Annotated in this window: 18 protein-coding genes and 1 pseudogene; 15 read left to right on the plus strand and 4 right to left on the minus strand. The window is 66.2% G+C overall.

The features are described from left to right. Window positions 1-12: 12 nt before the first annotated feature. Window positions 13-975 carry a tripartite tricarboxylate transporter substrate binding protein BugE gene (locus tag AC1RDS_RS02210; protein WP_092697065.1) on the minus strand — a complete coding sequence of 321 codons (963 nt, stop codon included), beginning with the start codon at window positions 973-975 and terminating at the stop codon, window positions 13-15. A gap of 124 nt (window positions 976-1,099) precedes the next feature. Between AC1RDS_RS02210 and AC1RDS_RS02215 the strand changes: the two genes are divergently transcribed. Beyond that, a complete protein-coding gene (locus AC1RDS_RS02215; protein ID WP_348688370.1) occupies window positions 1,100-2,005 on the plus strand; it encodes an AEC family transporter in 906 nt (301 codons plus the stop codon). 142 nt (window positions 2,006-2,147) lie between these two features. On the opposite strand, the gene queG is transcribed toward AC1RDS_RS02215, so the two are convergent. Next, window positions 2,148-3,227, minus strand: a complete 1,080-nt coding sequence (gene queG / locus AC1RDS_RS02220) for a tRNA epoxyqueuosine(34) reductase QueG (protein WP_492226650.1) — start codon at window positions 3,225-3,227, stop codon at window positions 2,148-2,150. Here queG and tsaE point away from each other — a divergent pair. From tsaE to AC1RDS_RS02240, 4 genes are all read left to right on the plus strand, one after another. After that, on the plus strand, window positions 3,210-3,737 hold the full coding sequence (gene tsaE, locus AC1RDS_RS02225; protein ID WP_431604000.1) for a tRNA (adenosine(37)-N6)-threonylcarbamoyltransferase complex ATPase subunit type 1 TsaE: 528 nt from the start codon (window positions 3,210-3,212) through the stop codon (window positions 3,735-3,737). The genes queG and tsaE overlap by 18 nt on opposite strands. Further along, the gene (locus AC1RDS_RS02230; RefSeq protein WP_492226651.1) at window positions 3,734-5,215 is read left to right on the plus strand and encodes an N-acetylmuramoyl-L-alanine amidase; all 1,482 of its coding nucleotides are present in this window, start codon (window positions 3,734-3,736) and stop codon (window positions 5,213-5,215) included. Before tsaE ends, AC1RDS_RS02230 begins: the two co-directional genes overlap by 4 nt. A gap of 37 nt (window positions 5,216-5,252) precedes the next feature. Further along, the gene (locus tag AC1RDS_RS02235; RefSeq protein ID WP_094098366.1) at window positions 5,253-5,585 is read left to right on the plus strand and encodes a cupin domain-containing protein; all 333 of its coding nucleotides are present in this window, start codon (window positions 5,253-5,255) and stop codon (window positions 5,583-5,585) included. Between the two features lie 197 nt (window positions 5,586-5,782). Next, window positions 5,783-6,022, plus strand: a complete 240-nt coding sequence (locus AC1RDS_RS02240; RefSeq protein ID WP_094098367.1) for a YMGG-like glycine zipper-containing protein — start codon at window positions 5,783-5,785, stop codon at window positions 6,020-6,022. 68 nt (window positions 6,023-6,090) lie between these two features. Here AC1RDS_RS02240 and AC1RDS_RS02245 read toward each other — a convergent pair whose 3' ends face one another. Beyond that, complete coding sequence (locus AC1RDS_RS02245; protein ID WP_094098368.1) at window positions 6,091-6,738, minus strand: DedA family protein; 648 nt, start codon at window positions 6,736-6,738, stop codon at window positions 6,091-6,093. 94 nt (window positions 6,739-6,832) lie between these two features. On the opposite strand from AC1RDS_RS02245, the gene mutL reads away from it, so the two are divergent. From mutL to AC1RDS_RS02280, 7 genes are all read left to right on the plus strand, one after another. Continuing rightward, window positions 6,833-8,812 (plus strand): DNA mismatch repair endonuclease MutL, encoded by a 1,980-nt coding sequence (gene mutL, locus AC1RDS_RS02250; RefSeq protein ID WP_492226652.1) that lies wholly within the window; start codon window positions 6,833-6,835, stop codon window positions 8,810-8,812. Between the two features lie 100 nt (window positions 8,813-8,912). Beyond that, window positions 8,913-9,575, plus strand: a complete 663-nt coding sequence (locus AC1RDS_RS02255; RefSeq protein ID WP_114655391.1) for a response regulator — start codon at window positions 8,913-8,915, stop codon at window positions 9,573-9,575. Beyond that, entirely contained in the window at window positions 9,572-10,957 is a 1,386-nt protein-coding gene (locus tag AC1RDS_RS02260; protein ID WP_348683621.1) for a sensor histidine kinase, read from the plus strand. Before AC1RDS_RS02255 ends, AC1RDS_RS02260 begins: the two co-directional genes overlap by 4 nt. Window positions 10,958-11,094: 137 nt before the next feature. Further along, a complete protein-coding gene (locus tag AC1RDS_RS02265; protein ID WP_492226653.1) occupies window positions 11,095-12,261 on the plus strand; it encodes an efflux RND transporter periplasmic adaptor subunit in 1,167 nt (388 codons plus the stop codon). Next, window positions 12,261-15,326, plus strand: coding sequence for an efflux RND transporter permease subunit (locus tag AC1RDS_RS02270; protein ID WP_492226654.1), 3,066 nt, complete (start codon window positions 12,261-12,263; stop codon window positions 15,324-15,326). The genes AC1RDS_RS02265 and AC1RDS_RS02270 overlap by 1 nt, the downstream gene beginning before the upstream one ends. Beyond that, a complete protein-coding gene (locus AC1RDS_RS02275) occupies window positions 15,323-15,679 on the plus strand; it encodes a DUF3240 family protein (RefSeq protein ID WP_111865392.1) in 357 nt (118 codons plus the stop codon). The genes AC1RDS_RS02270 and AC1RDS_RS02275 overlap by 4 nt, the downstream gene beginning before the upstream one ends. Beyond that, the gene (locus tag AC1RDS_RS02280) at window positions 15,676-17,004 is read left to right on the plus strand and encodes a TolC family protein (protein WP_492226655.1); all 1,329 of its coding nucleotides are present in this window, start codon (window positions 15,676-15,678) and stop codon (window positions 17,002-17,004) included. The genes AC1RDS_RS02275 and AC1RDS_RS02280 overlap by 4 nt, the downstream gene beginning before the upstream one ends. Before the next feature lie 207 nt (window positions 17,005-17,211). Here the strand turns inward: AC1RDS_RS02280 and AC1RDS_RS02285 are convergent. Next, window positions 17,212-17,622 (minus strand): annotated as a pseudogene (locus tag AC1RDS_RS02285) (glycerophosphodiester phosphodiesterase family protein); the annotation flags it as partial. A 446-nt stretch (window positions 17,623-18,068) separates the two neighbouring features. Between AC1RDS_RS02285 and gdhA the strand changes: the two are divergent. The 3 genes from gdhA (at window position 18,069) to AC1RDS_RS02300 (ending at window position 23,092) form a co-directional block, all read left to right on the plus strand. Beyond that, complete coding sequence (gdhA, locus tag AC1RDS_RS02290) at window positions 18,069-19,412, plus strand: NADP-specific glutamate dehydrogenase (RefSeq protein WP_492226656.1); 1,344 nt, start codon at window positions 18,069-18,071, stop codon at window positions 19,410-19,412. Between the two features lie 120 nt (window positions 19,413-19,532). Then, window positions 19,533-20,666, plus strand: a complete 1,134-nt coding sequence (locus tag AC1RDS_RS02295; RefSeq protein ID WP_492226657.1) for a PilT/PilU family type 4a pilus ATPase — start codon at window positions 19,533-19,535, stop codon at window positions 20,664-20,666. Continuing rightward, window positions 20,663-23,092 (plus strand): GspE/PulE family protein, encoded by a 2,430-nt coding sequence (locus tag AC1RDS_RS02300; RefSeq protein ID WP_492226658.1) that lies wholly within the window; start codon window positions 20,663-20,665, stop codon window positions 23,090-23,092. Before AC1RDS_RS02295 ends, AC1RDS_RS02300 begins: the two co-directional genes overlap by 4 nt.

Genomic DNA, 23,092 nt, shown 5'->3' on the forward strand with positions numbered 1-23,092 from the left:
CAAGGTGGGGGATTATTCCAGCGTGAGTTTCTGCTTGGCCACCACGTCCTTGTAGACCGCGTACTCGGCCTTGATCTGCGCGCTGAACTGCTCCGGCGTGTTGCCCACGATGAGCGAGCCCGTGTCTTCGATGCGTTTCTTCACGGCCGGATCTTCCAGCGCCTTGCGCACGGCGGCATTGACCTTGTCGACGATATCCTTGGGCAGCCCCTTGGGGCCCACGATGCCGTAGTAGGCCATGCGGTTCACCGGCTCCAGGCCCAGCTCCTTGAAGGTGGGCACATTGGGCAAGGCCGCCACGCGCTGGGGTGCGGCCACCACGATGGGCACCAGGCGGTTCTCCTTGATGAAAGGCAGCGCCGAAGGCAGGTTGTCAAAGATCATGGGCACCTGGCCGGCCACGGTGTCGTTCAGTGCGGGGCCTGCACCGCGGTAGGGGATGTGGGTCACGAAGGTGCCCGAGAGGTTCTTGTACAGCTCCATCTGCAGGTGGCCGATGCCGCCCGTGCCCGACGAGGCATACGAGTATTTTCCAGGCGACTTCTTGACCTCGGCCACGAACGACTTGTAGTCCTTGGCTGCGAAGCTGGGGTGCACCGCAATGATGTTGGGCGTGGCCGCGATGTTGATGATGGGCGTGAAATCGGTCAGCGGGTTGTACGGCGTCTTGGGGTTGATGGCCGGGTTGGCCGCCGTGGTGGACACCGTGGCCACGCCGAGCGTGTAGCCATCGGGTGCCGACTTGGCCGTCTCGTTGGCGCCCACGATGCCGCCGCCGCCCGACTTGTTTTCCACGATCACGCTCTGGCCCAGCGCACGGCCCAGCGGGTCGGCAATGACGCGGGCGATGATGTCGGTGGTGCCACCGGGTGCAAAGGGCACCTGCAGCTTGATGATCTTGGTGGGATAGCCCTGGGCCGCGGCGGTGCCAGCAGCGGCCGCGAGGGTGAGAGCGAGCCATTGACGACGATGCATTCAGTTCTCCTTTGTGAGGGTGACAGACCGGCCAATGGTATGCGCAATACGTGTACGCCTCGCCCATGGATTCCCCATAGGGGCTAACCCGCAGCCAACGGCCCCATCAGGTATTCTCGGCGCCGTGAATTACGCCCAGCTCCTTCTCCCCGACTTCACCCTCATCCTCTTTGGCTACCTGGTCTGCCGCTACACCGCCCTGAACCGTTCGGTCTGGCAGCCGGTGGAGAGCCTGGTGTACTACCTGCTGTTTCCCGTGCTGCTGTTCCAGTCCATCGTGAAAAGCCCGGTGGACGTTCGGGCCGCCTCCGGCCTGATCGGCGCGGGGGTGCTGTCGGGCCTGGCCGGCATTGCACTGGCCTACAGCCTGCCGCACTGGCCCTGGCTCGGCAAGCGGCTGGACGCCCGTGACCATGCGGCCAGCGCCCAGGTGGCGTTCCGCTTCAATTCCTTCATCGGCCTGGCGCTGGCCGAGCGGCTGGCCGGGGCGCAAGGCCTGCTGATGATTGCCGTGCTGATCGGTGTCTGCGTGCCCCTGTTCAACGTGGCGGCCGTGTGGCCCATGGCACGCCACGGCCAGCACGGCTTTGCACGCGAGCTGCTGCGCAACCCGCTCATCGTCGCCACCGCATCGGGACTGGTGGCCAACCTGCTGGGCTTTCGCATCCCCGTGTGGCTGGAACCCACCGTGAGCCGCATCAGCGCTGCCTCGCTGGCGTTGGGGCTGATGGCAGCAGGCGCGGGCATGCAGTTCGGCCTGCTCACGCGCAGCAAGATGCTGAGCACCGCCGTGCTGTCCATCCGCCACCTGGCGCAGCCGCTCATTGCCTTCGGCATGGCGCGCCTGTTCGAGCTCAACCCGGTGCAGACCACCGTGCTGCTGGCTTTTTCCGCCCTGCCCACCGCGTCCACCTGCTACGTGCTGGCGGCGCGCATGGGCTACAACGGGCCCTATGTGGCAGGTCTGGTGACGCTTTCGACCCTGCTGGGCATGGTCAGCCTGCCCTTTGCGCTGGGGTTTTTGCGATGAATGTCCAGGCATGCACACCCGACTCACGCCGCCCCAGCCCCCGCACGCCGGCACGCTGCCAACCACGGTGCTACTGGCCAAGGAATGAAATTCCCGTTTTGATAGCTGCCAGCGCTGACCCGACCAGCGCCAGCGGCACTTGTCATTCAAGCCCCAGCGCCCAGGCCACATGCTCGCGCACCAGTGCGCTGGCGTCCTCGGCCCGCGACTGCAGCGCCGCACGCAAGGCCTCGTCGCCCGTGGCGTGCAGCGCGTTGCCCAGCGCCACGGCCACGTTGCGCAGCCAGCGCTCATGGCCGATGCGGCGGATGGGGCCGCCCTCGGTCATGCGCAAAAAGGTGGCCTCGTCCCAGGCAAACAGGTGCACCAGCTGCTGGCCGGCCAGCCCCTTGCGCTCGTCAAAATCCGGCAGGCGGCTGACCTGGGCGAACTTGTTCCAGGGGCAGATCAGCTGGCAGTCGTCGCAACCATAGATGCGGTTGCCCATCAGCGGGCGCAGCTCCACAGGGATCGGCCCCGCGTGCTCGATGGTGAGGTACGAGATGCAGCGCCGCGCATCCAGCCGGTGCGGCGCAATGATGGCCTGCGTGGGGCACACATCGATACAGGCGCTGCAGCTACCGCAGTGCGCGCTGACAGGCTCGCTCGGCGGCAGGGCCATGTCCACGTAGATCTCGCCCAGAAAAAACATCGAACCCGCCTCGCGGTTGAGCACCAGCGTGTGCTTGCCGCGCCAGCCCTGGCCGCTGCGCGAGGCCAGTTCGGCCTCCAGCACCGGCGCCGAATCGGTGAACACGCGGTGGCCGAAAGGGCCTATGGCCTCGGCAATGCGGTCGCTGAGCTTTTGCAGGCGCGCGCGCAGCACCTTGTGGTAGTCGCGCCCCCGGGCATACACCGACACAATGCCCTCCTCGGGGCGTGAAAGGCGTGCCAGCTCGATGGCCTGCCAGCCCTCGGGCGCCTGCACTGGCGTAACGCGCGGCAGGTAGTCCATGCGCGCGGTGATCACGCTCACGGTGCCCGGCACCAGTTCGGCCGGGCGGGCGCGCTTGAGGCCGTGCGCCGCCATGTAATGCATGTCGCCATGGAACCCTTGCGCCAGCCATTGCATCAACCCGGGCTCGGACGCGGACAAATCCACCCCCGCCACGCCAATTTGGGAAAATCCCAGTTCGCGGGCCCAATCCCGCAATTGAGGAACGAGTTGACTGTTGCACCACATATCGGCCGGATTGTAGAAACTGCCACCGCCGAGGCTCCCGCCAACACCCCGCGCGTGCTGACCTGGCACAGCGAGGACGACACGGCAGCCTTTGCCCGCGCCCTGGCAGCACAGCCCCTGCTGGCCAATGCCTTCCTCACGCTGCATGGCGACCTGGGCGCCGGCAAGACCACCCTGGTGCGCCACCTGCTGCGCGCCCTGGGCGTGCAGGGGCGCATCAAGAGCCCCACCTACGCCGTGGTCGAGCCGCACGAAGCCCCGGGCCTGGCGATCTGGCACTTTGACTTCTACCGCTTTGACGACCCGCGCGAATGGGAAGATGCGGGTTTCCGGGATATTTTTGCCAGCCCGGGCCTCAAGCTGGCAGAATGGCCAGAGAAGGCTGCAGCACTTACCCCGCCTGCGGACCTTGCTATACACATTGAAGCAATTGATGACACCGAAAGGCAAGTCACGCTGCATGCCCCCACCCCCCTGGGCCGCAGCCTGCTGCAAGGAATGACCGCATGACCCCTGCCACCGGCCAGCCACGGCCTGCAAAGCCTTCCGTCCCATCGCGCCGCACCGTGCTGCAGGCCGGCAGCCTGGTGCTGCTGCTGGGCACGCAGCAGATAGCGCGGGGCGCCACGATCGTGGCGGTGCGCGTGTGGCCCGCGCCCGAGTATTCGCGCGTCACCATCGAATCCGATGGGCAACTGACCACCAAGCAGTTGTTCGTCACCACCCCACCCCGCCTGGCAGTGGACATCGAAGGCATCGACCTCAGCCCCGAGTTGCGCGAACTGGTGGCCAAGGTCAAGGCCGACGACCCCAACATTGCCGGCATCCGCGTGGGCCAGAACACACCAGGGGTGGTGCGCCTGGTGATCGACCTCAAGCAAGCCGCCATGCCCCAGGTCTTCACGCTGACGCCCGTGGCCGCCTACGGCCACCGGCTGGTGCTGGACCTGTACCCTGCACAGCCCGTGGACCCGCTGGAAGCCCTGATTGCCGAGCGCCTGCGGGATACACCTGCTGCCCCGGCTGTGGCCACAGCGCCCGCCGGCACCCGGGCAGGCGGGGCGCCACACGCCACCGCCACCGCCGCAGCCTCGCCCTCTGCCGAGACAGACCCCCTGGGCGAGCTGATGACCCAGCGCGCCACGCGTGCGCTGCCACCCGAAGCGCCCCCGGCCGTGGTCACCGCCACGGCCCCCGTCCCGGCACAGCCCACCACACCGCCGACACGCAGCACTGGCAGCTCCCGGGCCAGTACCCAGCAGACCGACCGCATCATCATCGTGGCGCTGGACCCCGGCCATGGCGGCGAAGACCCCGGCGCCATCGGTCCGGCCGGCACCCGCGAGAAAGACGTGGTGCTGCGCGTGGCCCACTTGCTGCGCGACCGCATCAACGCCACCACCGTGGGCGGCAACCCCATGCGCGCCTACCTTACGCGCGATGGCGACTACTTCGTGCCGCTGGGCACCCGTGTCGAGAAAGCGCGGCGCGTGCAGGCCGACCTGTTTGTCAGCATCCACGCCGACGCCTTCACCACGCCCGCAGCGCGCGGTGCCAGCGTGTTTGCACTGAGCCAGGGCGGCGCCTCCAGCACCGCTGCGCGCTGGCTGGCGAACAAGGAAAACCAGGCCGACCTGGTGGGTGGCCTGAACGTGCAGTCGAAAGACCGGCATGTGCAGCGCGCCCTGCTCGACATGAGCACCACGGCGCAGATCAACGACAGCCTCAAGCTCGGCACGGTGCTGCTGGGCGAGATCGGCAATGTGGGCAAGCTGCACAAGCCCCGGGTAGAGCAGGCGGGCTTTGCCGTGCTCAAGGCCCCCGACATTCCGAGCGTGCTGGTCGAGACCGCCTTCATCAGCAACCCCGAGGAAGAAGCGCGCCTGCGCAGCACCGCCTACCAGGTGCAACTGGCGGATGCGCTGATGCGCGGCATCACGCGCTATTTCGCCAAGAACCCGCCGCTGGCGCGCAGCCGGTCAGTGTAGGGATGATCCGTTGACACGGCTGCACAGGGAGACCCCCATGGCACTCACCCACACCCCTTCTGGCCAGGTCGTCAGTGTGCTTCCACTGGGCGATGGCCTTGCACAGGCCACCTCCAGCGCCATCCTCAAGGCGGGCCAGCTGGAAGTCATGCGCGTGGTGCTGCGCGCCGGCAAGAGCATGCGCGAGCACCACACCCCCGGTGAAGTGACCGTGCAGTGCATTGAAGGCGCCGTGGAGTTCAAGGCCGGCAGCACCACGCACATGCTGCGTGCGGGCGATCTGGTGCACCTGCAGCCGCGGGCCCTGCACGCCCTGACGGCCGTGGAGGACGCCTCGCTGCTGGTCACCATCTGCCTGGCCCCGGGCTGACGAACCAGCGCGCCCCAATGGGCACACTGGGCTCCGGGCCGCGCTCACCGTCCCCTTGTCCTACACCGGCTGGCCGGTGCTTCCTACAGCGCCAGATTCGATGGCGCGCGATAGTGGGCTTGTGCCCCGTGGCGGCTCTGACTGCGATGTCAGCCCCCCGGTTGTGCCACACATCAACAAAGCCAAAGGATCCCTCAATGAACGTCCGTCTTACCGTTATCGCTTCTGTCGTTTGCGCTGCCACCCTCGCCCTGGGCGGCTGCGCCTCCAATCCTTCCAGTGCCCAGATCGGCACCGGCGTCGGCGCCGTCGTGGGCGGGGTTGCCGGCAATGCCGTGCTTGGCGGAACGCTGGGCACCGTGGGCGGTGCCGCAGCCGGCGCCCTCATCGGCAATGAAATCGGCAAAGACCGCGATCAAAGCCAGCCCCGCCGTTAATCCATCGGCCTGACAAGAAAAAGTGCCTGGCGCGGAATGATTCCGCGCCAGGCACTTTTTTTTGTCTGTCAGGCCGCGTTGGGTTTGCGGCCGGCGCGCCAGGCGCCAAAGATCGCGATCAGCCCGGGAACAAGAATCAGGGCCCAGATGATCTTGTCCAGGTTTTCCTTCACCCAGGCAAAGTTGCCAAAGAAATACCCGGCAGAGCAGATCCCCAGCACCCACAGCAGGGCTCCGCCCACGTTGAAGGCCGTGAACTTGCCGCGCCCCATCTGCGCCACGCCGGCCACGAACGGGGCAAAGGTGCGAATGAACGGCATGAAGCGCGCAATCACGATGGTGATGCCGCCATAGCGCTCGTAAAAATCATGGGCCTGGTTGAACGCCCGACGGTTGAACCAGCGCGAGTCTTCCCACTGGAACACCTTGGGGCCGAAATACCGGCCAATCGAGTAGTTGCACTGGTCGCCCAGGATCGCCGCCGCAATCAGCACGGCGCAGGCCAGCGGAAAACTCATCATCCCCGCCCCGCACAGCGCGCCCACGATGAACAACAGCGAGTCGCCTGGCAAAAAGGGCATGACCACCAGCCCGGTTTCCACAAACACGATCAGAAACAGCAGGGCATACACCCAGGCCCCATAACTGGCGACAAAGGCTTCGAGGTATTTGTCGACATGCAGGATGAAGTCGATCAGAAAAGACACAAATTCCATGGGGGTTCCGGCAAAACGAGGCAGCGCGCATTATCCCCACCGCCCGGCGCCGCCCGCCCGATGCCCCTGCAAGGCCCCGCCCTAAAATCGCCCGGTGAACGACACCTTGCCCTCCCCAAAGCCCCGCCGCCCCATCCGCGACCTGCCCGACGAGCTCATCAGCCAGATCGCCGCTGGCGAGGTGGTGGAGCGCCCGGCCTCCGTGGTGCGTGAACTGGTGGACAACGCGCTCGACTCGGGCGCCACGCAAATCACCGTGCGCCTGCTAGCGGGCGGCGTGCGGCTGATCGCCGTCGAAGACGACGGCTGCGGCATTCCCCAGGATGAGCTGCCCATCGCCCTGCGCCGCCACGCCACCAGCAAGATCACCAGCCTGAGCGATCTGGAAACCGTGGCCACCATGGGTTTTCGGGGCGAAGCGCTGGCGGCCATCGGCTCGGTGTCGGAAATGGCGCTGCTATCGCGCCCCGCGCACCAGCCGGGCGCCTTTTTGCTCGATGCCCGCAGCGGCGAGCTGCGCCCGGTGGCACGCGGCACCGGCACCACGGTGGAGGTGAAAGAGCTGTTTTTCTCCACCCCCGCGCGCCGCAAGTTCTTGAAGACCGACGCCACCGAGCTGGCCCACTGCATCGAATCGGTGCGCCGCCACGCGCTGGCGCGGCCCGATGTGGGCTTTGCCATCTGGCACGAGGGCAAGCTGGTGGAGCAGTGGCGCGCCACCTTCGTGCCCGGCGACGCCCACCTGCAGGACGCCCTGGCGCGCCGCCTGGCCGACGTGCTGGGCGAAGACTTCGTGGCGCAGTCGGTGGCCGTGCAGCACCGCGCCGGCCCCGTCACCGTCACGGGCCGCGCAGGCCTGCCCGACGCCGCCCGCTCGCGCGCCGACCAGCAATACTGCTATGTCAACGGCCGCTTCGTGCGCGACAAGGTGCTCACGCACGCGGCGCGCAGCGCCTACGAAGACGTGCTGCATGGCCACAAGCAGCCGGTGTATGCGCTGTATGTGGAGATCGACCCGGCCCGTGTGGACGTGAACGTGCACCCCACCAAGATCGAGGTGCGCTTTCGTGACAGCCGCGAGGTGCACCAGGCCGTGCGCCACGCGGTCGAAAACGCGCTGGCCGCCCCGCGCGCCGCAGCGCTCGCCGCCGGGACCGCTGCCGCCCCCGAAACAGATACCGCCCCCGGTGGCGCCGACGATTTCAAGCCAAAACAGCCGCTAGCGCATATTTGGCAAGCGCAAGCAGCTATCAAATTTGAAGAACGGGGCCACCATGTGGCTGACCTGCAGGCCCTATGGGGGCCCAGGAAAGAAACGGTTCCTGCTGGCAATGCAGGCGTTGCCTTCATCAACCCGGGCCCGGTGGCGCCAGGCACGGGCCCGGGCGCGGCGAGCGGCACAGCGCAGCCCGCCTATCGCGCACCGACAACGGCGGATGCGGCTGGGTCTGCGGGCCGCGATAGCGACGAAGCCACCTGGCCGCTGGGCCGCGCGGTGGCCCAGCTCCACGGCGTGTACATCCTGGCCGAGAACGCAAAGGGCCTGGTGGTGGTGGACATGCACGCCGCCCACGAACGCATCGTCTATGAGCGCCTGAAGGCCCAGGTGGACAGCGGCGCCCGCATAGCCAGCCAGCCGCTGCTGATTCCTGCCACCTTTGCCGCCACGCCCGAAGAAGTAGCTACCGCCGAAGCGTCGGCCGAGGTGCTGGCCACGCTGGGCCTGGAGGTGGTGCCCTTCTCGCCCAAGACCTTGGCCGTGCGCGCCGTGCCCACCACCCTGGCCACAGCGTCAGGGTTTGGCGACCCGGTGGAGCTGGCCCGCAGCGTGCTGGCCGAGCTCGCCGCCCATGACGCCAGCACCGTGGTGCAGCGCGCGCGCAATGACATCCTGGGCACCATGGCTTGCCACGGCGCCGTGCGGGCCAACCGCAAGCTCACCATCGACGAGATGAACGCGCTGCTGCGGCAGATGGAAACCACCGACCGGTCGGACCAGTGCAACCATGGCCGCCCCACCTGGCGGCAGCTGTCGATGCGCGAGCTGGACGCCCTGTTTTTGCGGGGCCGGTAAGCACGGCGGCTTCAGCCTGCCTTCAGGTCGCTGCGGCACCATGCGGGGCGCTAGCCCCGCTCTGCGGTGGCTGGTCCGATCACGACCTCGGGAGACCCCTTTGCGCATACTGCTGATTGAAGACGATGCCCCGCTGGCAGGGGCGCTGATGGCCTTCCTGAACGCCCGCGGCTTCGTGTGCGAATGCGCTGGCAGCCTGGCCAGTGCTCGTGCCCTGCTGCCCGCGGCGCACTGGGCGGCCGTGCTGCTCGACTGGCAACTGCCAGACGGCGAAGGTCTGGCGCTGCTGCCCCAGCTGCGCCGCGCCCTGCCGGACAGCGCGGTGATCATGCTCACCGCACGCGACCAGATCACCGACCGCATCCGCGGCCTCGATGCCGGCGCCGACGACTACCTCGTCAAGCCCTATGACCCCGACGAGCTGCTGGCGCGGCTGCGTGCCGTGGAACGCCGCCGCAGCGGAGCGGGCAGCGCGGTGCTGCAGCTGCAGGGTTTGTCGATCGACCTTGCACGCATGGTGGTCCTGCTCGACGGACACCCGGTGGAGTTGACGGCCAAGGAATGGGCCCTGCTGCGCGTGATGGCCCTGCGGCCCGACCGGATCCACACCCGCGAGAGCCTGCAGGATGCGCTGTACGGCCTGGATGCCGATGCCAGCAGCAACACGCTGGAGGTCTTCATCAGCAACCTGCGCCGCAAGATCGGCCGCGACCGCATCCAGACGCTGCGCGGGCTGGGCTACAAACTCAACACCAGCGCATGACCATGGCCCGCGCCCGGCATAGCCTTTCCCGCGCCCTGACCCGGGCCCTGCTGCCCTGGATCGCCATGCTCTGGGTGGCCACCAGTGCCGCCGTGGGCTGGTACATGCAGCACGAACTCACCGAACAGCTCGATGCGGGCCTGGTCGAGAGCGCCGAGCGCCTGCTGGACCTGGCGGCGCACGACGCGCGCAACCACCAAAACCCCTCAGAGCGCGATGGCACGCTGTATCGGCTGGAAGTTCCCCACAGCAACCTGAGCGGGGCCCACCACGATGTGCTGTTGTACCAGGTGGTCAATGACCGCAACGAGCTGCTGCTGCGTTCGGCAGACGCCCCGCTCACCCCACTGCCGGTGCCCTTGAACACGGGCTTTTTCGATACGCCCAAACTTCGCACTTACACGCTGGCACATCCATCGCTTCCTATGTTCATCCATGTAGGCGACCCGTTGGCACACCGTAGCGCCGCACGCACCCAGGTCCTGCTCGGGCTGCTGGTGCCGCTGCTGGTCATCCTGCCCCTGCTGGGGCTGCTGATCCGCGCCGTCACGCAGCGCGCGCTGGCGCCCGCAGGCACGCTGGCGGCCGAGTTGCAGCTGCGCGACGGCAACCACCTGGCCGCCTTGCCCGGCCAGGGCCTGCCCGACGAGCTGCAGACCATTGTGGACAGCGCCAACCACCTGCTCGCCCGCCTGTCCGACGCGCTCGATACCGAGCGCGCCCTGGCCGCCAATGCCGCTCACGAATTGCGCACCCCGCTTGCCGCCGTGCGCCTGAACCTGCAGACCGCCCTGGGGCATGTGCCCACCGGCATGGCTTATTCCGACATCCAGGGCGCGTTGCAGTCACTGGATCGCCTCAGCCGTCGCTGCGAGAAGCTGCTGCAGCTCTCGCGCGCCGGATCGGGCGCGGCGCTGGCGCAGGGCCGCGTCAACCTCGGACAGGTCGCTGCAGCCGTGGCGCAGGAGTTCTGGTCGGATGGCACCTTGCTGCAGCGCCTGCAACTGGTGCTGCCCGAAGACGATGACGTGTGGGTGCGCGGCGACTTCGACGCCCTCGCCATTGCCCTGCGCAATCTGGTGGAAAACGCGGTGCGCTACGCCCCCCATGGCCCCATCGTGCTGGAGGTGGCGCTACCGGCCACCTGCAGCGTGCGCGACAGCGGGCCAGGCCTCACCACAGAGCAGCTCGGGCTGTTGCAGCAGCGCCATTACCGCGAAGGGCACACTGCCAGCGCGCTGTACACGCCTGGTTATGGCCTGGGGCTGTCCATCGTGACCACCATCGTGGCGCGCCAGGGCGGCACCTGCACACTGCACTCGCCCCCACCCGGTCATGGCACGGGACTGCAAGTGGATTTGCACCTGCGCGCCGACCGCTGACCGCCGGGAACGCCCTTCTCCATTCCGAAGGTGGACAGACGGCCAGGCGGCTGACGGCAGGAGTTCATGCTCCCTTCAGGTAGGCACGGTATCGTTCATCCGAACTCGCTGCCCCAGCGACGAAAGGTTGACATCCCATGCCCCTGCACTCCCGCGCACACGCGCCCACACGCCCCATTTTTCGCAACCCACTCAGCGCAGCCATTTTGTGCTTTTGCGCCTCTCTGAGCGTGGCGGCAGGCCCTGCGGCCAGCCCCTCGGCACCTGCCAGCCACCCGGCGATCGCCTGGACCGCCGCACAGGCTCAAGCGGCTGGCGTGGCCACGCAGGTGGTGGGCAGCAGTGGCGCGGGTGCCGCTGCCGGCCTGGTGCTGCAAGGCACCGTGGAACTGCCCCCGCAGGCCACAGAGCTGCTCAGCACCCCCGTGGCCGGCGTGGTGCAGCAGGTGCTGGTGGGCGCTGGCCAGAAGGTCAGGGCCGGCGAAGCCGTGGCCCGCCTGTTGAGCCCCGAGCTGGTGGCATGGCAGCGCGATCTGCTCCAGGCCCAGGCCCAGGCGCGGCTGGCGGCCAGCAAGCTCGAACGCGACGAAAAACTGCACGCTGAGGGCATCATTGCCGGGTTGCGTGTACAGGAAAGCCGCACCCAGAACGAACTGGCCCAACTGGCTCTGCGCGAGCGCCGTCAGGCCCTGCAAATGGCTGGCGCCAGCACCACCAGCACCACGCTGCAGCCGGGCCTGACCCTGCGTGCCAGTGCGGCGGGCACGGTGCTGGAAGTCACCGCCACCCCCGGCCAGCGCCTGGATGCCGGGATGCCCGTGGCCAAGGTGGCGCGCGGCGGCCAATGGTCCATTGCCCTGCAGGCCACACCCGATCAGGCCCACAACCTGCGCACGGGCGACCTTCTTGCCGTGCAGGGCTGCAAGGCACCCGCACGCCTGGCCGCCATCGTGCCGCAGGTGAGCGCGGGCAACCAGGCCGTGCAGATGCGGGCCGACTTCACCGCGGCCGAAGACTGCCTGCGCGCCAATCAGTTCGTGCAGGTCACCGTGGCCGGGCGCACCGACACCCAGGCGGCAGGCAACCTCAGCCTGCCGGCCCAAGCCGTGGTACGCCACGAGGGGAAGGCCTATGTGTTCGTGCAAACCCCCCAGGGGTTTGTGCCCACGGCGGTGGTGCTGGGCACCGAGGGGGCGGGCCAGACGCTGGTGCGCTCGGGCGTGAAAGCGGGTGACGTGGTCGCCGTGCAAGGCCTGGCCGCGCTCAAGGGAGCGTGGCAGGGCATCGGCGGCGGAGCCCAATGATGCTGTCACGCCTGATTGCCTTTTCACTCTCGCAACGCCTGCTGATGGGCATCCTGTCGCTGGCGCTGCTGGCCGCCGGTGTCATGGCCTTGCGCAACCTGCCAATCGACGCGTTTCCCGACGTATCGACCACCCAGGTCAAGATCATCCTCAAGGCCCCCGGCATGACTCCCGCCGAGGTCGAGGCACGCATCGTGGCCCCCATCGAGCAAGAACTGCTGGGCATACCCAGCCAGGTCATGCTGCGCTCGCAAAGCAAGTACGCCATTGCCGACATCACGCTCGACTTTGCCGATGGCACCGACATCTACTGGGCCCGCCAGCAGGTCAGCGAACGCCTGTCGGGCGTCATGGGCGACCTGCCGCCCGGCCTGTCGGGTGGGCTGGCGCCCATCACCACGCCGCTGGGCGAGATGTTCATGTTCAAGGTCGATGGCGATGCCAGCCTGGCGGAGCGGCGCAAGCTGCTGGACACCGTCATCCGCCCCCGCCTGCGCGGCATTCCTGGCGTAGCCGACGTGAACACGCTGGGCGGCGAGGTTCAGACCTTTGAGGTGGTGCCCGATGTGGCGGCGCTGGCCGCCCGCCGGGTGTCGCTGCAGCAGCTGCAGGATGCCCTGGCCGCCAACAACCGCAACGATGGCGCCGGTCGCCTGTCGAGCGGCGAAGAATCACTGCTGGTGCGCAGCGACGGCAGCATCCGCAGCCTGGACGATGTGCGCACCATTGCGGTGATCCAGCGCAACGGCGAAGCGGTGCGCGTGGGTGATGTGGCCACGGTGCAACTGGGCGCGCTGACGCGTTATGGCAGCGTTACCCAGGACGGCAAGGGCGAGGCCGTGGAGGGACTGGTGCTGGGCCTGCGCGGCGCCAACGCGCAAAAACTGGTGCGCGATGTCAAGGCCCAAATCGCCGAACTGGAACCCACCCTGCCCCCGGGCGTAAAGATCGTGCCGTTTTACGACCGGGGCAACCTGGTCGAACGCGCCGTCTCTACGGTCACCAAGGCCCTGGGCGAAGCGATTGTGCTGGTGCTGGTGCTGCTGCTGCTGTTTCTGGGCAACCTGCGCGCGGCGCTGGTGGTGGCCCTGATCCTGCCCTTGTCGGCCCTGGCCACCTTCGTGCTGATGCAGCAATGGGGGCTGTCGGCCAACCTGATGTCGCTCGGCGGCCTGGCCATTGCCATTGGCATGCTGGTGGATGCGGCCGTGGTGGTGGTGGAGAACATCGAGGCGCGGCAGGCCGAAACCGGCATATCGCGCCTACACAACCTTTACCGCGCCACGCAGGAAGTGGCCACGCCGGTGAGTGCGGGCGTGGTGGTGATCATGATCGTGTTTCTGCCGCTGCTGACCCTGCAGGGGCTGGAGGGCAAGCTGTTTGGCCCGGTCGCGCTGACCATCGTGTTTGCGCTGGGCGCCTCGCTGTTGCTGTCGCTCACGGTGATCCCGGTGCTGGCATCGGTGGCCCTGCGAACGGGTCACCATGCCGCACCCTGGCTGGTGCGCAAGCTCGAAGCGGGCTATGCCCCGCTGCTCGATGCCGCGCTGCGCCACTCCCGCGTGGTGGTGGTGGCCTCGGTCCTGGCACTGGCGGGCGCGCTGGCACTGTTTCCGCTGATCGGCAAATCGTTCATGCCGTCGCTGGATGAAGGCGACATCATCATGCAGGTGGAAAAGCTCCCCTCCATTCACCTGGCGCAGTCGGTGGCCACCGATCTGGCACTGCAGCGGCGCATCCTGGAAGCGGTTCCTGAGGTCAAGAACATCGTTGCGCGGGTCGGTTCCGATGAACTCGGCCTCGATCCCATGGGGCTCAACGAAACAGACAGCTTTCTGGTGTTGCAGCCCCGCGAGCAATGGCGCTTCAAGACCAAGGAAGAACTCATCGACGCCATCCGGCAGGCTGGCGAGGCGATTCCGGGCGTGAACCTGAGCTTCACCCAACCCATTGAAATGCGCACCTCGGAGATGCTGTCGGGCGTGCGGGGCGACCTGGCGGTCAAGATCTTTGGCCCCGATACCCAAGAGCTGGCGCGCCTGGCCGGTGAAATCGTCCAGACCCTGCAAGCGCTGCCGGGCAGCGAGGATGTGATCACCGCGCAAAACGGCGGCGTGCAGTACTACCGCATCGACATCGACCGCCAAGCGGCAGGACGCCTGGGCATGACGGTGGACCAGATCCAGAACGACCTGCGCGCCCTGGTCGAAGGACAGAAAGTGGGCGTGGTGATGCAGCAGGCGCGCCGTGTGCCGCTGGTGGTGCGTGGCAGCGAGGACCTGCGCATCTCACCCCAGCAGTTTGCCCAGCTGCGCCTTCCGACGCCCGATGGACAGGCCGTGGCGCTGAGCCAGCTGGCCCGGCTGGAGGTGACCGATGGCCCGGTCAAGATTGAGCGCGAGCAGTCGTCACGCATGTCGGTCGTGCGCGCCAATGTGCGGGGCCGGGATCTGGTGGGTTTCGTGGCCGATGCCCAGGCAGCCGTGGCCCAGAAGGTGCCCCTGCCTGCGGGCTACCGCATCACCTGGGGCGGCCAGTTCGAAAACCAGCAGCGCGCTGCTGCCCGCCTGGGGCTGGTGGTGCCCGTGGCACTGGCCCTGATTGTGGGCGTGCTGTTTGCCACACTGGGCAGCCTGCGCCAGGCCGTGCTGGTGTTTGCCAATATCCCGCTCGCTTTGGTGGGCGGCGTCGTGGCGCTGGTCATTTCGGGTGAATACCTGTCGGTGCCGGCATCGGTGGGCTTCATTGCGCTGATGGGTATCGCCGTGCTCAACGGACTGGTGATGGTGACTTGCTTCAACCAGCTGTCGGCACGCGGCATGCCCATCCAGGAAGTAGTGCGCCAGGGCGCTCTGCGCCGCCTGCGCCCGGTGCTCATGACGGCCAGCATCACGGCCCTAGGGCTGATTCCGCTGCTGCTAGCCACCGGTCCGGGCTCGGAGATCCAGCGCCCGCTGGCGATTGTGGTGATTGGCGGGCTCGTCAGCTCCACACTGCTCACGCTGGTGCTGCTGCCCATTCTGTACCGCCGTTTCTCGGCCCCCCAACCCCAGCTGGCCTCATGAATACGCCTACCCTCACTCCCACCCCGCCATCCCGCAGTACGCCCGATTGCCTGCTCACATTGGCCGTGCCCAAGGCCCTCGAAGAGGAGATCCTCGACGCACTCCTGTCGCTGCCCACACTGGCACCCGGTTTCACGGTCGTGCCCGGGCAAGGCATCGGCCGGCATGTGGAGCTGGCATCGACCATGGAACAGGTGCAGGGCCGTGCCCGCCGCGTGTTGGTGCAAGTGGCCATGGAGCAGGCCCAGGTACAGCCCCTGATCGACACCCTGCGGGCGGCATTGCCCAGCCCCCAGGTCGCCTACTGGGTGGTTCCGTTATTGACTTTTGGAAGATTTGGAGACCTGCCATGACGCGATTGCAACCTCGTTCCCCGCTCGCCATGCTGCGGCGCACCGCTGCGGCGGTGTGCCTGGCCTGGGCCGGCGCCGCAGGGCTGAGCGTGGCGATGGCCCAGACGCCTCCCGCGCTCACCCTGCCGCCCGTGCTGCCACCCGCAGAGACGGTGATGCAGGTGCTATCGCAACTGCCTCAGGTGCGCGTGGCCAGCGCGGGCGTTCCCCTGGCCCAGGCGCGAAACCAGCGCCTGGAAGCGGGGCCCCACGACTGGGTGGCCAAGGCGGGCACCAACCGGCGCACCGAACGCCAGGGCCCCAGTTTTTCCGAAGCCGATGTGGCCCTGGAGACTGGGCTACGCTGGCCCGCCAAGGCCGCCGCAGACCGGCAACTGGGCGCCACCGAAATCCAGTTGGGCGAGCTAGCCCTGGCCGACGCCTGGCACGAGGCCGCGCGCGGCCTGATGGCGGCATGGTTTGATGCTCTGCGCGACATGCGCACCGCCTCCGTACTTCAGGACCAGGCCCGGCTGGTCACCCAGCAAATGGCCAGTACCGAGCGGCGCGTGGCGGCTGGCGAGGCCGCCACACTGGAGCTGCTGGCAGCCCAGGCCGAAGCCGCCCGGATAGACGCCCTGGCTGCACGGGCGCAAGGGCAACTGCAGGTGCGGCTGCAGACACTGGAGCGCCTGTACCCGGGCCTGCCAAAACCCGTGGACATGGCCCCCACCGGCAGCCCAGCCGGGACGACCACCTCGGCCGCCGCAGATTTCACGGCCGCCGAGTGGGCCTCCAAAATTCTGGACGACAACCACGAGCTGGAACTGGCACAGGCCAAAGCGCAACAGGCCCGCCAGCAGGCACAACGCACCGCGCTGGAACGGCATGGCGACCCCACCGTAGGCGTGCGGGCCAGCCGCGAGCGCGGCGGGCAGGAGCGCGTGCTGGGCGTTTACGTGTCGATCCCCCTGGGCAACGCCGGGCGCAGGGCCGATGCACAGGCAGCACTGGCACAGGCCGAAATGGCCGAACAGGAGCTGGCGCAAAAGCGGGTGCGCATAGAAGCCGAAGCTTGGCGCACCGCCAGTGAACTGGAGCAGACCCGCCACACTCGGGTGCAACTGCAACGCGCACAGCGGCAAATCGAGCGCAGCGCCCAGCTGCAGGCACGCGCCTACACGCTGGGCGAGAGCCCGCTGGCGGATCTGCTGCTGGCACGGCGCAATGCACTCGAAGCCCAACTGGCCGCCGATTCGGCAGCGCTGGATGAAATGCAGTCCCATGCCCGGCTGCTGCTGGATTCGCACAGCCTCTGGAGGGCGCCCGGTGCCCACGGACACTGACATCGCCCGCATGCCATCGGCAAGCGGGCGACCATGTCACAACCGCCCCGATGCTGACGGGCACCTGCGGCGAGTCAGGTGGACGTTATTTTTGTGAACAAACCGCAGCAGGCGCTTTATTCATAAGCACTGAATGCTTTTATTTTCATAGCAATCCAGCGGCGCACGGCTGCGCTCAGCCCTGCGGACAATCGGACAACGACCTGATCAACGGTTGCGTGCCGCGACGGCGTGGTCCGCAAAGTCGCTAAATACGCCATCCACGCCCAGCTGGTAGAACAGCTGGTATTCGGCCTTGGGGTCACCCTTGAAATCCGATGCCAGGCGCTTGGCCTCGCTGCGGAAGGTGTAGGCATGCACGAACAGGCCGGCGGCGTGGGCGTTCTTCACCACCTCTGTGGGCGCCATCATCACGCGGTCGCGTTCGTCGATCTTGCCGTCACCATTGAGGTCTTCCGGCTTGCCATCGTGGTTGGCGTCCACCTGCCTGGAAGGGATGAGATGTGGCTTCCATGGGCCTACGCCGTCGGCATAGGTCTTCACTTCCTTCAGCCCCGCGGGGGTGAGCAGGCTGGCAAAGGTGCGTGCATCGCCCGCCACGGCCAAGTCATAAGACCGGTGACGTCTTCGTGGTGATGCCCTACCTGACCAGGATGGTCAGCCGCCTGTCTTCCAGCTTCAGGCCCAGATTGACGTGGTGGGTGGCCGATCACCAACGGCCCGTCGCCGCTGAGCGTGGGGTCATTCGACTCACCGCTGCCGCTGCACGCCACCAGCGCGGCGGCCACTGGCGGCAGCAGAACGGCGGCATTTGCGGCTTGTTGTTGATGCATGTCGTCCAGCCCTCTCGTAGGTTGTTGAAGCGGACCGCTGTGGTACGGCATGGAGACAAACGCCTGACGTACACGCACCAAAATCGACCATCAGAACGCACCAAAAACTGGCAACACACGCAAGCAATGCCCCAACACCGTGCGCTGCCATGCATGAGCGCATGTCTTTTTGACATAATTCGATGCTGCAACGCCGCATTCTTCGTTTTTTTGCACAGAAAGCCCTTTTTCATGAAGTACGACTCCGTAGACAGCTTCCTCGCGCAGGTCGCACAGCGCAACCCTGGCCAACCTGAATTTCTGCAGGCTGTCACCGAAGTCATGGAAAGCCTGTGGCCCTTCATCGAAAAACACCCCCGCTACGCCGAGCACGGCCTGCTGGAGCGGCTGGTGGAACCCGAGCGGGTGGTGATGTTCCGCGTGTCGTGGGTGGACGACCATGGCAGCGTGCAGGTCAACCGCGGCTACCGCATCCAGCACAGCATGGCCATTGGTCCCTACAAGGGCGGCCTGCGTTTTCACCCCTCGGTGAACCTGTCGGTGCTCAAGTTCCTGGGGTTCGAACAGACCTTCAAGAACGCGCTGACCACGCTGCCCATGGGCGGCGGCAAGGGCGGCTCCGATTTCGACCCCAAGGGCAAGAGCCCCGGCGAAGTGATGCGTTTTTGCCAGGCCTTTGTGTCGGAACTGTTCCGCCATGTCGGCGCCGACACCGATGTGCCGGCCGGTGACATTGGCGTGGGAGGCCGCGAGGTGGGCTACATGGCCGGCATGTACAAGAAGCTCAGCAACCGTGCCGACTGCGTGTTCACGGGCAAGGGCCTGTCGTTTGGCGGCTCGCTGATCCGCCCCGAGGCCACCGGCTACGGCACCGTTTACTTTGCGCAAGAGATGCTCAAGACCCGTGGCCAGTCGTTTGACGGCAAAACAGTGTCGGTGTCCGGATCGGGCAACGTGGCGCAGTACGCCGTGGAAAAGGCCATGGCCCTGGGGGCCAAGGTGGTGTCGGTGTCCGACTCGAGCGGCACGGTGTACGACAAGGACGGCTTCACGGCCGAAAAGCTGGCCATCCTGATGGAAGTGAAGAACCACAAATACGGCCGCGTCAACGACTACGCCCAGCTGGTGGGCGCAGAGTTCCAGGCCGGCAAGACGCCATGGCATATCCCCGTGGACGTGGCCCTGCCCTGCGCCACGCAAAACGAGCTCAACGCTGCCGATGCCGCCACCCTGATCAAGAACGGCGTGCTGTGCGTGGCCGAAGGCGCCAACATGCCTTCCACCATCGAAGCCGCCAAGGCGTTTGAAGCCGCTGGCGTGCTGTACGCACCCGGCAAGGCCTCGAATGCCGGTGGCGTGGCCACCTCGGGCCTGGAAATGAGCCAGAACGCGGCCCGCCTGAGCTGGCCCGCCGAAGAAGTGGACGCGCGCCTTCTGCAGATCATGCAGGGCATCCATGCCGCCTGCCTGAAATACGGCCAGCGCGCCGATGGATCGATCAGCTACATCGACGGTGCCAACATCGCCGGTTTTGTGAAGGTGGCCGACGCCATGCTGGCACAGGGCGTGGTGTAAGCCACCCACGCGCATTCGCGCACCCAACCCAAGGGGCTTCGGCCCCTTTTTTATTGCTCGGGGGTGATGGCAGGCTATGCTCCCATTCGATACAAATTGCCACGAATCACGGGACTCACAGTGGAAATATTCAGCTTTCTGAACGCCATGGTCGAAAAGGGCGGTTCCGACCTGTTCTTCAGCGTGGGTGCGCCCGTCAACCTCAAGATTGAGGGCGTCACGCATCCGCTGAAAATGCCTGCGCTGCACCCCGGGCAGGTCAAGCAGCTGGCCTATTCGGTCATGAACGAAAAGCAGATCAGCGAGTTCGAGGCCAGGATGGAGATGAACCTCTCCATCTCGGCCGAAAACCTGGGGCGCTTTCGGGTGAATGTGTTTGTACAGCGTGGCGAGACCGGCATGGTGATTCGCTACATCAAGAACAAGATTCCGCCGCTGGCCGCGCTGGGCCTGCCGCCGATCCTTGAAAAACTCGTGCTGCGCAAGCGCGGGCTGGTGCTGGTAACCGGGGCCACGGGCTCGGGCAAGTCCACCACGCTGGCCTCGATGATCAACTACCGCAATGAAAACGTGACGGGGCACATTCTCACCATCGAGGACCCGCTGGAGTTTCTGCATGCCCACAAGCGTTCGGTGGTGGACCAGCGCGAAGTTGGCATCGACACCCTGTCATACGAAGAGGCTCTCAAGAACGCGCTACGCGAAGCACCCGATGTGATCATGATCGGCGAAATCCGCGACCGCAACACCATGAAACAGGCCATTGCCTATGCGGAAACCGGCCACCTGTGCCTGTCCACGCTGCACGCCAACAACGCCAACCAGGCGATGGAACGGGTCATCAATTTCTTCCCCGAAGACGCCCACCACCAGCTGCTCATCGACCTGAGCCTGAACCTGGCGGGCGTGGTGTCGCAGCGGCTGATTCCGGGCCTGCACGAAAAGCTGGTGCCGGCGGTCGAAGTGATGCTCAACTCGCCCTACATCGCCGATTTGATCGCCAAGGGAGAGTTCTCGGGCATCAAGGAGACCATGGGGCGCAGCACCGAAATCGGCATGTGCACCTTCGACCAGGCGTTGTACGCGCTCTACACGGACGGACGGATTTCGCTGGAGGAGGCGCTGCACAATGCCGATTCGCGCACCGATCTTGCGCTGCGCGTGCGCCTCTCGGCGGGCATCAGCACCGCAGATGCCGGGGATCTTTCCATCGACACATCGTCTCCCATGCAATCGGCATCCCGCCTCTCATGAGTTACCCATCGCGCATGCAGCACTGGCCGTTTCCGCCGTTTTTCCGCGACGGCCGGCCCGCAGACGCGATCACGCAGGCCGAGGCCATTCTTTTCACCACCCATGGTGAAACGCGGCATGGTGTGCTGGAGCGGTTCGAGCCGGATGCGCAACGCGCCACCCTGGCCCTCAACAATGGGCAAGGCACTCTTGATCTGCACTTTTCCACCATCAAGAGCATCCAGCTGATGCCCCCAATTGCGCTGACGGCCGACGAGGAGCTCACTGCAAGCTACCGGACGGCTGGTGGCCACGAGGTCAACACGGCATCGCGCCCCTTCACCGTTCATTTTGCGGATGGAGAGCACTTGCGCGGCGACACCAAGGGCTTTGTGAAGACCCGTCACGGCCTTTTCTTCTTTCTGATCACAGACTCCGGCCATTGCGTACGGATCTTCATCCCCGCCACGGCACTGCAGAGCTACCAGGTAGGCGGTCTGCTGGGCCAGCACCTGATCCGCTCCCAATTGGTCAGTGCGGCCACGGTGCAACAGGCGCTGACCGAACAGGAGCGACGGCGCAACGAAGCACAACCGGGCACAGCGGCGGCAGCAGGCCCCATCCGGGATCCGCAGCAGCTCACCGAACAGGTCGCGAAAATCGGCAGCTTCGTGCCGATGCGGCTGGGCGATCTCCTGATCAACCAGGGCATGGTGAACGACAACCAAATGCGCGAAGCCCTGGGACTAATGAAGCGGAACAAGCGGCACCTGCTGGGCAACATTCTGGTCGAGATGGGAGTGTTGAGCCGAGCCCAGCTGACCGATGCGGTGGCCGAACAGTTCAGCATTCCCCAGGTGGCGCTCGACGGGTTTGTGATCCCGCCTGAGGTTCTGCGCCTGGTGCCCAAGGAATACGCGGTAGAGCACCAGGTGCTCCCCCTCCTGGTGAGTGACAAGAGCCTCGTGGTGGCCGTGGAGAGCCCGGTGGACGCAGACTACCTCGACGAACTGCGCTTTTCGGCACAAAAGCAGGTGGTCCCGGTCATTGCGAACCCTGAGGAGCTGTCCAAGCGCATCACGTTCGAGTATTCGAAGGTCGACATGGACGGCCCCGATCTGTCCATCGAAGAAGAGTTGCGACAACTTTCCCAGCGGCTCAGTGCCAATGACACGGCCCCCGGCCGTGGGGATCTGCAAAGGCAGGTGTCAGACAACGACAGTCTCGTGGTCCGCCTGGTCAACAAGACCATCTTGGACGCGCAGGCGCGCGGGGCCTCCGACATCCACATCGAAGCCTACCCCGAAGAACAGCCTACGCTGATCCGTTTGCGCGTGGACGGTGATCTGATGGAGTACATGCGCATACCGTTCGTGCTGCGTGCTGCCTTGCTGTCGCGCATCAAGATCATGGCCAACCTCGATATTTCCGAGCACCGCCTGCCGCAGGACGGAAAGATCGACTTTTCGCGCTTCGGCCACAGCAAGCTGGAATTGCGGGTGGCCGTGCTGCCCACCACCAACGGGCTGGAAGACATCGTGATGCGCCTGCTGGCATCGTCCAAGCCCATTGCTCTGGACAAGCTGGGCATGGATGGACAGCTGGTCGAGCAGCTGCAAAAGATGGTGCATCGCAGCTACGGGCTCATTTTGGTGTGCGGCCCCACGGGCTCGGGCAAGACCACCACCCTGCACTCGCTCATGGCCGAGGTGAACCACCCGGACACCAAGATCTGGACAGCCGAGGACCCCATTGAAATCACGCACCAGGGACTGCGCCAGATCCAGATGCACCCGCGCATCGGGCTCACCTTTGCGGCCGCCATGCGGGCCTTTCTGCGGGCTGATCCGGATGTGATAATGGTGGGCGAAATGCGCGACAGCGAAACCGCGCATATCGCCATTGAAGCATCGCTCACCGGCCACATGGTGATGTCCACCCTGCACACCAACAGCGCCCCGGAAAGCGTGATCCGCATGCTGGACATGGGGCTCGATCCTTTCAATTTTGCCGACGCCCTGGTGGGCGTGCTGAGCCAGCGCCTGGCACGCCGCCTGTGCCCTGCCTGCAAACAGCCCTACACCCCCACATGCGAGGAGTTGAAGCAGCTGGCCCGCGACTATGCCTCAGGAACCCGACTCGATCCCGAGCGGGTGCTCGGCGACTGGCAACAACGCTTCGTGCCCTCGGGCCAGTCGGACTGGGTGTTGTACAAGGCGCAGGGGTGCAGCCATTGCGACCACACCGGCTACAAGGGCCGCGTAGGCATTTACGAGCTGATGGCTGCATCGCCCGAGATCAAAAAGCTCATCCAGACACGCGCCCCCGTGGACCAGTTATTCGAGGCCGCCACTGCGCAGGGCATGTTGCGCCTGCTCCAGTATGGATTTCTCAAGGTGCTGGAGGGCGTGACCGACCAGCGCAGCGTTCGCGGCGCTTGCTCCTGA

The sequence above is a fragment of the Acidovorax sp. GW823-FHT02H02 genome (genome assembly GCF_058797075.1).

Bases quoted from the DNA above. Each gene is read 5' to 3' on its own strand.
- AC1RDS_RS02300 (WP_492226658.1), top strand. From the start codon at position 20,663: ATGAGTTACCCATCGCGCATGCAGCACTGGCCGTTTCCGCCGTTTTTC.
- AC1RDS_RS02230 (WP_492226651.1), top strand. From the start codon at position 3,734: ATGACCCCTGCCACCGGCCAGCCACGGCCTGCAAAGCCTTCCGTCCCA.
- AC1RDS_RS02240 (WP_094098367.1), top strand. From the start codon at position 5,783: ATGAACGTCCGTCTTACCGTTATCGCTTCTGTCGTTTGCGCTGCCACC.
- gdhA (WP_492226656.1), top strand. From the start codon at position 18,069: ATGAAGTACGACTCCGTAGACAGCTTCCTCGCGCAGGTCGCACAGCGC.
- AC1RDS_RS02265 (WP_492226653.1), top strand. From the start codon at position 11,095: ATGCCCCTGCACTCCCGCGCACACGCGCCCACACGCCCCATTTTTCGC.
- AC1RDS_RS02210 (WP_092697065.1), bottom strand. From the start codon at position 975: ATGCATCGTCGTCAATGGCTCGCTCTCACCCTCGCGGCCGCTGCTGGC.
- queG (WP_492226650.1), bottom strand. From the start codon at position 3,227: ATGTGGTGCAACAGTCAACTCGTTCCTCAATTGCGGGATTGGGCCCGC.
- AC1RDS_RS02235 (WP_094098366.1), top strand. From the start codon at position 5,253: ATGGCACTCACCCACACCCCTTCTGGCCAGGTCGTCAGTGTGCTTCCA.
- AC1RDS_RS02245 (WP_094098368.1), bottom strand. From the start codon at position 6,738: ATGGAATTTGTGTCTTTTCTGATCGACTTCATCCTGCATGTCGACAAA.
- AC1RDS_RS02280 (WP_492226655.1), top strand. From the start codon at position 15,676: ATGACGCGATTGCAACCTCGTTCCCCGCTCGCCATGCTGCGGCGCACC.
- AC1RDS_RS02270 (WP_492226654.1), top strand. From the start codon at position 12,261: ATGCTGTCACGCCTGATTGCCTTTTCACTCTCGCAACGCCTGCTGATG.
- AC1RDS_RS02260 (WP_348683621.1), top strand. From the start codon at position 9,572: ATGACCATGGCCCGCGCCCGGCATAGCCTTTCCCGCGCCCTGACCCGG.
- AC1RDS_RS02275 (WP_111865392.1), top strand. From the start codon at position 15,323: ATGAATACGCCTACCCTCACTCCCACCCCGCCATCCCGCAGTACGCCC.